14 protein-coding genes are annotated in these 12,809 nt (G+C 71.0%); 7 read left to right on the forward strand and 7 right to left on the reverse strand.

Features of this window, described 5'->3' with window-relative positions:
* Positions 1–108: 108 nt before the first annotated feature.
* Complete coding sequence (locus tag ACZ7CD_RS08980) at positions 109–1,311, forward strand: MFS transporter (protein ID WP_470378678.1); 1,203 nt, start codon at positions 109–111, stop codon at positions 1,309–1,311.
* Between the two features lie 67 nt (positions 1,312–1,378).
* Here the strand turns inward: ACZ7CD_RS08980 and ACZ7CD_RS08985 are convergent, their stop codons facing one another.
* Positions 1,379–1,564: a hypothetical protein gene (locus ACZ7CD_RS08985; protein ID WP_360396704.1), complete on the reverse strand. Its 186-nt coding sequence runs from the start codon at positions 1,562–1,564 to the stop codon at positions 1,379–1,381.
* A 176-nt stretch (positions 1,565–1,740) separates the two neighbouring features.
* On the opposite strand from ACZ7CD_RS08985, the gene ACZ7CD_RS08990 reads away from it, so the two are divergent.
* On the forward strand, positions 1,741–2,946 hold the full coding sequence (locus ACZ7CD_RS08990) for a GGDEF domain-containing protein (RefSeq protein WP_470378679.1): 1,206 nt from the start codon (positions 1,741–1,743) through the stop codon (positions 2,944–2,946).
* A gap of 19 nt (positions 2,947–2,965) precedes the next feature.
* Here ACZ7CD_RS08990 and ACZ7CD_RS08995 read toward each other — a convergent pair whose 3' ends face one another.
* Entirely contained in the window at positions 2,966–3,808 is an 843-nt protein-coding gene (locus ACZ7CD_RS08995; protein WP_470378680.1) for an alpha/beta fold hydrolase, read from the reverse strand.
* Positions 3,809–3,818: 10 nt separating this feature from the next.
* Here ACZ7CD_RS08995 and ACZ7CD_RS09000 point away from each other — a divergent pair, with 10 nt between their 5' ends.
* Positions 3,819–4,283: a PPOX class F420-dependent oxidoreductase gene (locus ACZ7CD_RS09000; protein ID WP_470378728.1), complete on the forward strand. Its 465-nt coding sequence runs from the start codon at positions 3,819–3,821 to the stop codon at positions 4,281–4,283.
* 18 nt (positions 4,284–4,301) lie between these two features.
* Here the strand turns inward: ACZ7CD_RS09000 and ACZ7CD_RS09005 are convergent, their stop codons facing one another.
* The 3 genes from ACZ7CD_RS09005 to ACZ7CD_RS09015 form a co-directional block, all read right to left on the reverse strand.
* Positions 4,302–4,910: a VOC family protein gene (locus ACZ7CD_RS09005; protein WP_360396698.1), complete on the reverse strand. Its 609-nt coding sequence runs from the start codon at positions 4,908–4,910 to the stop codon at positions 4,302–4,304.
* Between the two features lie 52 nt (positions 4,911–4,962).
* Positions 4,963–6,963: a putative bifunctional diguanylate cyclase/phosphodiesterase gene (locus ACZ7CD_RS09010; RefSeq protein WP_360396696.1), complete on the reverse strand. Its 2,001-nt coding sequence runs from the start codon at positions 6,961–6,963 to the stop codon at positions 4,963–4,965.
* A 72-nt stretch (positions 6,964–7,035) separates the two neighbouring features.
* On the reverse strand, positions 7,036–7,377 hold the full coding sequence (locus ACZ7CD_RS09015) for a hypothetical protein (RefSeq protein WP_030475304.1): 342 nt from the start codon (positions 7,375–7,377) through the stop codon (positions 7,036–7,038).
* A 281-nt stretch (positions 7,378–7,658) separates the two neighbouring features.
* Here ACZ7CD_RS09015 and ACZ7CD_RS09020 point away from each other — a divergent pair, with 281 nt between their 5' ends.
* Both ACZ7CD_RS09020 and ACZ7CD_RS09025 read left to right on the forward strand, forming a co-directional pair.
* Positions 7,659–8,420, forward strand: coding sequence for a glycerophosphodiester phosphodiesterase (locus ACZ7CD_RS09020; RefSeq protein WP_470369295.1), 762 nt, complete (start codon positions 7,659–7,661; stop codon positions 8,418–8,420).
* A 55-nt stretch (positions 8,421–8,475) separates the two neighbouring features.
* A complete protein-coding gene (locus tag ACZ7CD_RS09025) occupies positions 8,476–9,885 on the forward strand; it encodes an MFS transporter (RefSeq protein ID WP_470373904.1) in 1,410 nt (469 codons plus the stop codon).
* Positions 9,886–9,926: 41 nt separating this feature from the next.
* On the opposite strand, the gene ACZ7CD_RS09030 is transcribed toward ACZ7CD_RS09025, so the two are convergent.
* Complete coding sequence (locus tag ACZ7CD_RS09030; protein WP_470373903.1) at positions 9,927–10,802, reverse strand: hypothetical protein; 876 nt, start codon at positions 10,800–10,802, stop codon at positions 9,927–9,929.
* The gene (locus ACZ7CD_RS09035; RefSeq protein WP_470378681.1) at positions 10,799–11,131 is read right to left on the reverse strand and encodes a PadR family transcriptional regulator; all 333 of its coding nucleotides are present in this window, start codon (positions 11,129–11,131) and stop codon (positions 10,799–10,801) included. The genes ACZ7CD_RS09030 and ACZ7CD_RS09035 overlap by 4 nt, the downstream gene beginning before the upstream one ends.
* Positions 11,132–11,498: 367 nt before the next feature.
* Between ACZ7CD_RS09035 and ACZ7CD_RS09040 the strand changes: the two genes are divergently transcribed.
* Both ACZ7CD_RS09040 and ACZ7CD_RS09045 read left to right on the forward strand, forming a co-directional pair.
* Complete coding sequence (locus ACZ7CD_RS09040; protein WP_360396686.1) at positions 11,499–12,215, forward strand: thymidine kinase; 717 nt, start codon at positions 11,499–11,501, stop codon at positions 12,213–12,215.
* A gap of 237 nt (positions 12,216–12,452) precedes the next feature.
* Entirely contained in the window at positions 12,453–12,797 is a 345-nt protein-coding gene (locus tag ACZ7CD_RS09045; RefSeq protein WP_030466135.1) for an RNA polymerase-binding protein RbpA, read from the forward strand.
* Positions 12,798–12,809 lie beyond the last annotated feature (12 nt).

The following is a 12,809-nucleotide window of genomic DNA, read 5'->3' on the forward strand; positions in this document are numbered from 1 at the left end:
CGGGGGTCGTCGCGTTCGGCGGCGCGGTGACGGCAGGTGGGGCAACCCGGACAGCGGATTTCGCCGGTGATCACCCGGCACGCGGCCGGGTCGGCCATCCTGTAGCCCATGCCCGGCTACCGCGATCTTGCCCGTGACGGTGAGTTCCGCGCCCTCTTCGCCGCGCACGTGGTGTCGGTGGCCGGGGACCAGTTCGCGCGGGTCGCGCTGGCGGTGCACGTCTACGACCGCACGGCGAGCGCGGGGCTGACGGCGCTGACCTACGCGTTGACGTTCCTGCCCGACCTGGTGGGCGGGCCGCTGCTGTCCGGGCTGGCCGACCGGTTCGCGCGCCGGGACGTGATGGTGGCCGCCGACCTGGTGCGGGCGGTGCTGCTGCTGGTCATGGCCGTACCGGGGCTGCCGCTGTGGGTGCTGGCGGCCGTGCTGGTGCTGGTGCAGCTCGCCGGGGCCCCGCACGGTGCGGCGCGGGCGGCGCTGCTGCCGCACGTGCTGCCCGACGAGCGCTACCCGCTGGGGATGGCGGCGCTGAGCACCGTCACCCAGGCCGCGCAGGTGCTGGGGTTCGTCGCCGGCGGCGCGCTGGTGGCGTGGTGGGGGCCCGGTCCGGTGCTGGTGGCCGACTCGGTGACCTTCGCCGTCTCCGCCCTGCTGGTCAGCGCCCACGTGCTGCGCCGCGCGGTCCCGGAGCACCCGCACGTGCGGGCCTGGTCCTCGGACCTGCTGGGCGGCGCACGGCTGGTCTGGCGGGCCCGCCGGCTGCGGGCCCTGGTCGCACTGGCCTGCGTGTCCGGGTTCTACATCGTCGCCGAGGCACTGGCCGCTCCCTACGCGGCACAGCTGGGAGCGGGCGCGTCGGCGGTGGGGCTGATCCTCGCCGCGCACGCCGCCGGTGCCGTCGCCGGCATGGCCGTGGTCGCGCGCATCCCGCACCACCGGCAGCTCGCCGCCATGCCGTGGCTGGCGGTCGCCTCCTGCGCGGTGCTGCTGCCCGTGCTGCTGCGACCGGGACTGGGCTGGTCATTGGCGCTGATCGCACTGTCCGGGGTCGCGAGCGCCTACCAGCTGCTCGCGAACACCACGTTCGTGCGCGAGGTGCCCGACGCCGCCCGCGGGCAGGCCTTCGGGCTCGCCGTCACCGCACTGCGGGTGTCGCAGGGCGTCGGGGTCGGCCTGGCCGGGCTGCTGGCCGAACGGTGGGCGGCGCACCAGGTCATCGCCGCCGCGGGCCTCGCGGGCGTGCTCGCGGCGTGCGCGGCGGGCTGGTCGTGGCGGCAGGCGGTGGCGGCGCCTGCCCGCGGCACGCTGTGAACGAGAGAGCGGGGTGCCGGCCGTCCACACCGGCCGGCGCACCCCTCTCCCACTGCGTCCCAGGTGGTCAGACGGTCCAGTCGGTGGACGCGAAGGTCCAGTCGGTCGAGGCGAACGTCCAGTCCGTCGACGTGAACGTCCAGTCGGTGGAGGACCGGAAGGTCCAGTCCGTCGACGCGGCGAAGGTCCAGTCGGTGGACAGCGCGGTGTTCATCATGATGACCGTCTCCTTGTGGGAATGCGGGAGTTGCAAGGGGTGAATGGTGCGCGAGAACGCGAGGACTACTCAGGGTGAGGTCCCCCACATGGAGCCACGACTTGGCGTGACCCGGTGGCTACAGTGGTTGGTTCCTGATGGTTTTCGGTGGGGGTGGCAGCGTGCCTTGGCTCGACCCGCGCCGGTGGAAGCTATGGTCTCTTCCTCCTGTCGTGCTGACCTACGTCGTGACGATCGCCGTGACGGCGGCACTCGTCACGCTCGCAACCGCACGGCTTACCCCTGTCGAGGCGCGCTCGTGGACGTGGTTCGCGGCACTCGCCGTCGCCGCCCTGGTCCACCTGGAAGCGGCACGCGGCATCGAACGCATCCGCGAGATCTCCGTGGAGGGTGCCCCGCACGCGCAGATGCAGTCGGTGTGGCAGTTCGCGGGCGTGCTCGTACTCCCGATGCCACTGGTCGTCCTGCTGGTCGTGACCATCTACCTGCACGCGTGGCTGCGGGTCTACAAACGCCGGGCGGTCCTGTACCGGAAGCTGTTCTCCGCCGCCACTGTCATACTTGGATGTGCCGCAGCGCAATGGGTGCTGCACATGTTCTCGGCGTCAGCTCCGTCTGATCTGGACGGTCCACGTGGGCTGATCGCCCTCGCGGTGGCCGGGTTCCTCTACTGGTTCGTCAACTACGCCCTGGTCGTGGGCGCCATCATCATGACCAACCCGGCCAACCCGGTGAAGACCGCGCTCGGCCACGCCTCCGACGTCCTCATCGTCACCGCCTCCGTCGGCCTCGGCTCCGGCGTCGCCATCATCGCCACCGCACGGCCGTGGCTCACGCCGATCCTGCTGCTCACCGTCCTGGCCCTGCACATGGGCCTGCTGCTGCCGCAGTTCCGCGTCGCCGCCCGCACCGACTCCAAGACCGGCCTGGTCGACGCCACCTTCTGGCACGACGTCGCCGAACGCGAGCTCGCCCGCGCCCGCCGCCTGACCTCCACCGTCGGCGTCCTCATCCTCGACATCGACCACTTCAAGGTCATCAACGACACCTACGGCCACCTCGCGGGCGACCGGGTCCTGCGCGCCATCGCCGACTCCGTCCGCCACGCCGTGCGCTCCTACGACCTCGTCGGCCGCTTCGGCGGCGAGGAGTTCGCCGTCCTGCTGCCCGGCGTCGGCACCGACGAGGTCCGCGCCACCGCCGAACGCATCCGCTTCGACATCGCCCGCCTCGAGGTCCCCGCCGTCGACCGCAGCGGCGAACCCCGCGTCATCACCGGCCTGACCGCCTCCGTGGGCGCGGCGGTGTTCCCCGACACCGCGACCGAGCTCAGCCCACTGCTGCTCGCCGCCGACGAAGCGCTCTACCGGGCCAAGAACTCCGGCCGCGACCGCGTGGCCACCGCACCCGCGTTCTGACCGGCCCCCAGGCGAACCCTCACGCCTCCAAGAACGCCGCGATCCGCGCCGACACCTCGCCCGGCTCCTCCACCCACGGGTAGTGCCCCACACCCTCGTGCACGGTCAGCACCGCGTCCGGGAACAGCTCCGCCAGCTCCCGGCACCGCCGCACCGGCGAGATCGGGTCCTCACCGCACGCGTACACCAGCACCGGGTGGTCGAACTCCACCAACGCCCGCCGCAGCACCCCCGGCACGAACGCGCCCTCGGCGTTGTAGCCCAGCGCCACCGGGTACTTCCACTGCCCCAGCTCCGCGGCCGCGTGCGCCCGCGCCCGCTCGTCCCACCGCGCGTACAGCAACGGGGACGCCGCCACCCGGTTCTCCACCGAGTCGTCACCGGCCGCGCTGCGCTCCAGCGCCTCCTGCGCCGCCGCGAACCACGGCTGATCGGCGCGAGCGGCGAGGAAGGTGTCCCAGTCGCTCTGCTCCGGCGACAGCCCCACCGACCGCAACGCCGGCGTGAGCAGCACCAACCGGCCCACCCGGTCCGGGAAGTCCGCCGCGTACCCCATGGCGATCCCCGCACCCGCCGAGTGCCCCAGCACGTCGACCCGCTCCAGCCCCAGGTGCCTGCGCAGCACCTCCACGTCCCGCACCAGCACGTCCCGCCGGTAGGTGAACGCCTCCACCGGCTCGTCGGACTCACCGGTACCCCGGTTGTCCAGCACCACCAGCCTGCGGTGCCGGTCCAGCCCGCCCAGCGTCTCCAGGTACTCCGACGCCCTGCCGGGACCACCCGCCAGCACCAGCAGGGGAGCACCCTCCCCCACCTCCCGGTAGGCGAGCCGAGTACCGTCGAACGAGGTGAACCGTGCCATGCTGCACATCATGCCGAAGATCGCCACGACCGACCTCGTCGACCGGCCGCAGCTGCTCGAGTTCCTCCGCCCGCGCCACCACGGCGTCCTCATCACCCACCGCTCCAGCACCGGCGGCGTGCAGGTCTCCCCCGTCTCCTGCGGCGTCGACACCAGCGGCCGCATCGTCATCGCGACCTACCCGCAACGCGCCAAGGTCCGCAACGCCCGCCGCAACCCCGCCGTCACCCTCTGCGTGCTCTCCGACGACTGGGACGGCCCCTACGTCCAGGTCGACGGCACCGCCGAGGTCCTCGACCTGCCGCACGCCCTCGACGACTTCGTCGAGCACTACCGCTGCATCGCGGGCGAACACCCCGACTGGGACGAGTACCGCGCCGCCATGCTCCGCCAGGGCAAGGCCCTCCTCCGCATCACCATCGACACCTGGGGCCCCATCGCCACCGGCGGCTTCCCACCCGAGCTCGACGCCTGAGCACCGCGCGGACCGGGCTCAGACCGCCCAGGCACCGCCCCAGCCGCGGGGCCGCTCCAGCACCGCACACGCACCACCGTGCGGCCCCGAGATCGACGCGACCAGTCCGGTCGGCACGGTCGTCGGCCCCAGCAGCACCCGACCGTCCAACTCGGACACCCGCGCACACGCGTCCTCCACGCTGTCCACGGCGAAGTACGTCATCCACCCCGGCGCCCGCCCCGTCCGCAACCGGCCCGCCACCGCACGCCGATCACCCTGCCGCGCCGCCAGGAACACCGCGAAGTCCTCCGACCTCGCCTCCACGTCCCACCCCAGCGCCCCGGCCCAGAACGCGTCGTCGGGCCGCTCCACCATCAGCTCCACCCAGCAGGGCTCCCCCGCACGCGGCGCCGGCGCCCACGGACCGTGCAACACCCGGCCCACGTCCACACAGGACCCGTCCCCCAGCTCCCGCGCCCCGTCGTCACCGAACACCACGCGCCAGCCCGACTCCCCCACCGCCACCCGCGCAGCCAACCGGTCACCGACCCAGCCCGAGAACGAACCACCCGGCTCCGCGATCACCGTCCACCCCAGCACACCGGCGAAGAAGTCCACCGACACCTCGGGCTCGGCAACACCCAACTCAAGACGACGCAGACCACAAGACGACACGGGCATCCCATCAAGGCGGTGATCAGGAGCGCGCACCATCCTCTGCGCCGACCACCCGAGACGACAATGCACCATTCGGCGGCATGCGCTCCGCGTTCACCACCTCACGCAACGGCACCGGCCGGCCCAGGTGGAAACCCTGCCCCACCCGCACCCCCAACCGCCGCAACGCCTCCACCTGAGAAGGCCGCTCCACCCACTCCGCCACCGCCGACAACCCCAGCCCGTTCGCGATCTGCACGATCCCCGACACCAGCACCGCGTCCGCGTCGTTCGTCTCGATCCCCTTCACGAACTCACCGTCGATCTTGATCCCCGTGATCGGCAGGTGCTTCAGGTGCACGAACGACCCGAAACCGGAACCGAAGTCGTCCAGCGTGATCCGGCACCCGAACTGCCGCAGCCGCGTCGCCAGCGACACCGCCGCGTCCAGGTTCGTCACCGCCGCCGTCTCCGTGATCTCCAACCCCAACCGGCCCGGCGCCACCCCCGCACGCCCCAACCGGTCCAGCACGAACCCCGCGAAGTCCGGGTCCTCCAACGTCCGCCCCGACACGTTCACGTTGAACCGCAACGACGAGCTCGGCTCCGCCACCAGCGCGTCGATCGCCGTCGACAACACCCACCGGTCGACCTCCAGGATCAGGTTCGACCGCTCCGCCACCGGCAGGAAGTCCGCGGGCCCCAGGTACGGCTCCTGACCGTCCTCCAACCGCAGCAACAGCTCGTGCCCCAGCGTCTTGCCCGACTGCAGCTCCACCATCGGCATCCCGTACAACGCCAGACCCTCACCCGCGAGCGCCTGCCGCAACCGGTCCAGCACCGACACCCGCTTCACCGTGTCCGCGTAGTGGTTCGGCTCGTACACCGTCACCCGGTCCCGGCCCGCCGCCTTCGACGCGTACAACGCCAGGTCCGCGTTCGCCAGCACCAGCTCCCACGAGTCACCCGGCCCGTACTCCGCCAGCCCCGTGCTCACCGTGATCCGCGCCGGCGTCCCGATCCCCGCCAGCGGAAAACCCGCCACCGCGTCGCGCAACCCGTCCGCCACCGCACCCGCGTCCCGCGCAGAGGACCCCGGCAGCACCACCGCGAACTCGTCACCACCCAGCCGCGCGATCAACTGCTCACCCAGCCGCGACTGCAGCGCCGACGCCAGCATCCGCATCACCCGGTCACCCACCGCGTGCCCGCGCAGGTCGTTGACGTCCTTGAAGTTGTCCAGGTCCAGCACCAGCAACGCACCGGACCCGTTGTTCGCCAGCTCCTTCTCCAACGCCCGCGTCAGCGCACGCCGGTTCGGCAACCCCGTCAACGGGTCCTGCTCGGCCATCCGCACCAGCTCGTCGTGCACCCGGCTCGACTGCGTCACGTCGTGCGCCGTCCCCAACGCCCGCAACGGCGCCCCGGTCTCGTCGACCACGACCTCACCGAAGCACTCGAACACCCGCTCCGCACCGTCCGGGCGCAACATCCGGTGCGTGTAGGTGAACACCGACCCCGTCTTGAGCGCCGTGTCCAGCTTCTCCTCGATCATCGGCAGGTCGTCGGGGTGCACCAGCTGCGCGTACATCTCGAAGTCGAACGCCGTGCCCGGCGCGAACCCGAACATCTCCAGCAACGTGTCCGACCACGTCACCCGGTCCTCCGAGATCGACCACTCCCACGTGCCCATCCGGCCCAGCGCCTGCGCCCGCCGCAGCGCGTCCGCCTCCTGCGTCACCGTCAGCTCCCGGTCACGCCACGTCGACACGTCCACGACCTCGTACATCAGGTCGTCACCCAAACGGCTGCACCGCACCTCGAGCCACCGCGGCCCCGGCGCCAGCACCTCCCGCGCGGGCGACGGCCCCTCCGGCACCCCCGGCAGCAACGCGGGCAACGACCGCCCGTACGCCTGCTCGACCGGCACACCCAGCACAGCGCCCAGCGCGCGGTTGCACCACAACAGGCTGCCGCGCGCATCCGTCACGGCATAGCCGACATCCGCCCGGTCGAGCACCGTGCGGCAATAGGAGGTCACGCGCGTCATGATCGTCCGATCACCGGACGTAAGCAACCCGCTACGCCGGTTGGTTCGCTGGAGTGCGAACGGCTAACGCAGCCGCTCCAACCCCTTCGCCGACTCCACCAACTCCGCCGCCAACTTGCGCAGCTCCTCGTTCTCCGCACCGTCCTGCGCCGCCGTCACCACGTCCTCCGCGGCACACCGCAGCTGGAACAGCCGGTCCTGCAAGTCTGCCAACTCCGCCGTGCTGAGCACCACGGCGTCCTCGGGGAGCCCGCCGCGCTGCAACGCCGCTCGCCGCTCGTACGCCCGCTGGCGACACGGCTGAGCACAGTACCTGCGCGGCCGGCCGATCCGCCCACTCCCCGGCAACCGCCGCCCGCACCACGCGCAGTGCCTGGGCTCATCCGCCTCCATGGAGCGCTCCATGGCGCGCGACGGTAGCGGGTGAGCTGGGGTGGGCGTAAGCGACGCGCCACAAACCCCGACGTTCGTAGGGAACCGGACAGCACCGGTCGCGCGATTGGTCCCATTCCGCCACGGATCTGCTCGGCTTCTTCCCGGTTGTTTGTGGTCCTGGGGTTGGTTGGGAGCGTGACCACCTTGGAGTGTTAACTTTGGTCTGCACTGAAACCATAGAATTGAACAAGAAAGTGGTGCGCCACCCAACCGCCACCTCACGGCCGGCTTCGCCAGGCACACTCGCACCCGTGACCCACCCCTACCTCGCCGGCCCGCACCCGCGGGCCTTCGCCCACCGCGGCTGGCACCTCGACGACCTCACCGGCATGGAGAACTCGCTGAGCTCGTTCCGCCGCGCCGCCCGGGAGGGCTACCGCTACGTCGAGACCGACGTGCACGCCACCAGCGACGGCGAGGTCGTCGTCCACCACGACCACACCCTCGACCGCACCACCGACGGCGAAGGCGTGGTCTCCGCACTCCCCTGGGCCCGGGTCCGCGACGCCCGCGTCGGCGGCCGCGAACCCATCGCCCGCCTCGCCGACGTCCTGGAGGAACTGCCCGAGACGTTCTTCAACATCGACGTCAAGGCCGACAACGCCGTCGAACCCGTCGTCACGCTGCTGCGCAGGACCGGGGCGCTGCACCGGGTCTGCCTCGCGAGCTTCTCCGACCACCGCCTCGCCCGCCTGCGCCGCCTCGGCGGAGCGGGCCTGCTCACCTCCATGGGCCCCCGCTCCGCCGGCGCGCTGTGGGCAGCACGCCGCGTCCCGTTCGCCGGGCTCGCCGTCCGCGGCCAGGTCGCCCAGGTCCCCCGCAGCCAGGGCCGCCTCACCGTCGTCGACCGCCGCTTCGTCGCCGCAGCCCACAAAAGGGCCCTCGAGGTGCACGTGTGGACGATCGACGACGAGGCCGACATGCGCGCCCTGCTCGACCTCGGAGTCGACGGCCTGGTGACCGACCGGCCCGACGTCCTGCGCGACGTCCTGCGCTCACGTGGCGACTGGTAACAGGTTGGACAGTCACCGGATCGGGTGAGTCGGCGGACAAGTACAGTCCGCCGACATGAAGGTCAAGGGCGACGACCCCACTGACGCCACCACCGCCGGCCGCCGCAAGGAACAGCGCGGCTGGGTCTGGTACGACGTGGCGAACTCCGTGTTCCCCACGTCCGTGATCACCGTCTTCCTCTCGCTGTACCTCACCAGCATCGCCGAGAACGCCGCCAAGGCCGACAGCGCGCTCAACGGCGCCACCCCGTGCGCCGGCGACAACGCCTTCGACCGCTGCGACGTCACGCTGCTCGGGCTGCAGTTCCCCGCCGGGTCCCTGTGGGGCTACCTGCTCTCCGTCGCCACGGTGGTCCAGGTCCTCGTCCTGCCGGTCATGGGCGCCATCGCCGACCGCACCCAGAACAAGAAGAAGATGCTCGGCGCCTTCGCCTTCACCGGCTCGGCCGCCACCATCGCCCTCGCCACCGTCGAGGGCACCAACTGGAAGCTCGGCGTCCTCCTCTTCGTCATCGCCAACATCTGCTACGGCTCCAGCGTCGTCGTCTACTACGCGTTCCTGCCCGAGATCGCCACCCCCGACGAACGCGACGCCGTCTCCAGCCGCGGCTGGGCCTTCGGCTACCTCGGCGGCGGCGTGGCGCTCGCGGTCCAGCTGGGCATCACGCTCTCGGCCGACTCGCTGGGCATCAGCTCCGGTGACGCCGCGCGCATCGCGTTCGTCATCTCCGGCATCTGGTGGGCCGCGTTCACGATCATCCCGCTGCGCGCCCTCACCGAGCACCAGAACCCGCACGGCCGCGAACACGGCACCTCGGTCATCTCCGCCGGCTTCAAGGAGCTCGGCACGACCCTGCGCCAGGCCAAGGCCTTCCCGCTCACCCTCGCGTTCCTGGGCACCTACCTGATCTACACCGACGGCATCGCCACCGTCGCGAACGTCTCCGCGCAGTACGGCAGCGTCGAGCTCAAGTTCGAGCAGCAGACGCTGATCACCGTGATCCTGATCGTCCAGTTCGTCGCCTTCCTCGGCGGCGTGCTGCACGGCTTCGTCGCCAAGCGCGTCGGCGCGAAGAAGACGATCCTCGGCTCGTTGCTCGTGTGGATCGTCGTCATCACCGCGGCGTTCTTCGTGCAGGCCGGTGACGAGATGCAGTTCTACCTCGTCGCCGCCGGCATCGGCATCGTCCTGGGCGGCACGAACGCGTTGTCGCGCAGCCTGTTCAGCCAGATGGTCCCGCCAGGACGCGAGGCGCAGTACTTCTCGCTCTACGAGGTCGGCGAGCGCTCCACCAGCTGGCTCGGCCCGCTGGTGTTCGCGGGCGTCGGCCAGGCCACCGGCAGCCTGCGGCCCGCGATCCTCGCGCTGATCATCTTCTTCGTCGCCGGCTTCGTCCTGCTTATCTTCGTGCCGGTCCGCAGGGCCATCAAGGCCGTCGGCAACCCCGAACCCACCCTCGTCTGACCCGCTCAGGGGCGCTGACCGCGGTCAGCGCCCCTTCCCCGTCACGACAACGCCACCCGCGCCCGCCGCACCGGCGCGACCACGCTCCCCACCAACGGCACGGCCAGCGCGCACACCACCCAGGTCACCTCGCCGGCCAGCAGCACCGCGACCGGCACCAGCAGCAACGCCGCGAAGACCGACAGCGCCCTCCCCAGCACCACATCCCCGCGCACGTAGGCGACCACGCGCACCGCGACCGCCAGCAGCGCCACGACCACCAGCCCGACTCCCGGCGCGAGTCCGGCACCCAGCCCCAGCACCAGCGCTCCCCCACCCCACCACGCCGGCCTGCGCGCGGGCGGCGTCGGTGCCTCCCGGTGGAAACCCAGGCACAGGCACGCGAACAGCACCAGCGACGGCACCTGGAACGCCAGCGAGAACAGCACCGGCCCCGGTTCCGACAGCGCCACCACGACCGGCACCACCGCAAGCGCGGCCACCGCCTTCGCCACCGTGCGCCTGCCCGCCAGCAGCGCCGCGAACGCCACGACCGGCGCGAGCTCGAACCACCGCACGGGCGCGGCCGGCGGCACCCACGGTGAACCGCCGCGGGTCAGCACCAGGTGCAGGGCGGCGGCACCGGCGTAGAACACGCCCAGCAGCAGTCCCAGCACCCCCAGGGCGCGCACGACCTCACCGCGCCACCGCGCCCGGTCCGGCACGTGCACCAGCGCCGCGCCGGCGGCCAGGTGGGTGCGCACCCCCAGGCCCAGCGTCGCCCACGTCTCCCCCCAGCCCGGCCAGCTGTGCTCCAGGTCCAGCTCGTCGGTCCGCTCGGCGAGGAAGATGCTGACCATCTCCTCCTCGCGGTCACGCCGGTACCAGCCCGGCAGGACCTTCAGCAGCCGCCGGTAGCGGCGCTCCAGGTTGCTCATGCCTCGATCCCCCTCCCCCGCAGCACCGCCGCCGCCGCGCGCACGTTCGCGCTGAGCCTGGCGACCTCCGCCTGCAACGCCCGCACCCCCGAGTCGGTGAGCCGGTAGTAGCGCCGCAGGCGGCCCTGGTGAACCTCCTCGCGGTCGCGCTCGGCCAGGCCGTCGGCCACCAACCGGTCCAGCACCCCGTACAGCGTGCCGACGCGCAGCACGGTCCGGCCCTGCGACAGCTGCTCCACCGCCTGCACGATCGCGTACCCGTGCAGCGGCTCCTCGGCCAGTACGGTGAGCACCAGGAACGCCTGCTCGGACATGATCCGACCACTCATATCCCTGAATATATCGCGACGCGAGCTATATCGGGAAGCCGGACATCGGTGAAGCATCTCTTTTAGTCAACACTGAAGCCATGGAGACTCTGAAAACAATTGTTCCGATCTCATGGCGCAGCGAACCGACCTGGTACCGGCGGTGGAGGTGTATTCAAACGTGATGTTTCGGCCCCCGGCGCACCGGCTATCTCCAGCCCACCGGGGCCGGCGAGCACAACAGGAGGAGCACGATGGACAACGACACAGCGCGGGGACGCCGCGGTGCCGGTCGGCGTTGATCAGCCGATTCCTGTTGATCACCGGCCAGGCACTAGGGTGACCCGCCGTGGACGCCCTACCCGATCCGACAGACGCCCTGTCCGCCGTGCCCGTAGCGGGTTCGCGGCGGACCACCCCGGTGGTGGGGCACCTGAAGTTCTTCTTCGGCCCGATGGACTGCGGCAAGTCCACGCTCGCCCTGCAGATCGACCACAACAACTCGCGGCAGGGCCGGCGCGGCCTGCTGCTGGTGCGGCACGACCGGTCGGGGCGTCCGCAGATCTCCAGCCGCATCGGCATCACCAGGGAGGCCGCGGAGATCCGCGACGACGATCTCCGCCGGCTGGTGCGCGCCGAGTGGGCGCAGGGCCGCCGGGTGGACTACCTGATCGTGGACGAGGCGCAGTTCCTCACCCCCGTCCAGGTGGAGCAGCTGGCCGAGCTCGCGGACGACGTCCAGGTCGACGTCTACTGCTTCGGGCTCGCCACCGACTTCCGCGGGGAGATGTTCCCGGGCTCGCAGCGGCTGTTCGAGCTCGCGGACGAGCTGAAGGCGATCCAGGTCGAGGTCCTGTGCTGGTGCGGGGTGCCGGGACGGTTCAACGCGCGGGTGCGGGCCGGACGGGTGATCCGGGCCGGGGACACGGTTCTGGTGGCCGACACGGTGCCGGACACGGAACAGCACCGATCGGGTACGGACAGCAACTGTGTAACCGATACCACGGAAACTACTGTCCGCTACCAGGTCCTCTGTCGGCGTCACTTCCGGCTAGGTGATCTGGGTCCTGACGTCGCACAAAGTGGTCAACTCCGGTTGGCGTGATCGACTTCCCAGCGGCCTGCTAGGCCATTAGAGTGACGCATAAGCCCAGTAGCTTGATAACGCGTCACGATCCTTGAGCGATCGCATCCATTAGTAGGAAGCCTTCGTTGACGAGTGAACGACGTCACTGTGGGCAACCATGAGAGCGAACCGGAAACAAACGGAGCAATCCGGGCGTTGCACACGGTGAGCAAGAAGCCTGGGCCCCGGCCCTGAGCCGAGCGAAAGGACACCGCCATGGCCGACCGCGTTTTGCGTGGAAGCCGGCTCGGAGCAGTCAGCTACGAGACCGACCGCAACCACGATCTCGCTCCGCGCCGGGCAGCGCGGTACGCCTGCCCCAAGGGACACGACTTCGAGGTCCCGTTCTCCGACGACGCCGAGCTGCCTCCGACGTGGGAGTGCCGTCTGCACGGCACCGAGTCGAAGATCATCGACGGTGTCGAGCCGGAGGTGAAGAAGGTCAAGCCGCCGCGCACGCACTGGGACATGCTCCTGGAGCGCCGGTCGATCCCCGAGCTCGAGGAGCTGCTCGACGAGCGCCTCGAAGAGCTGCGCGGACGCCGCACCCGCACGGCCTGACCCGAGCACAGA

This window comes from Lentzea sp. NPDC036949 (genome assembly GCF_055608075.1).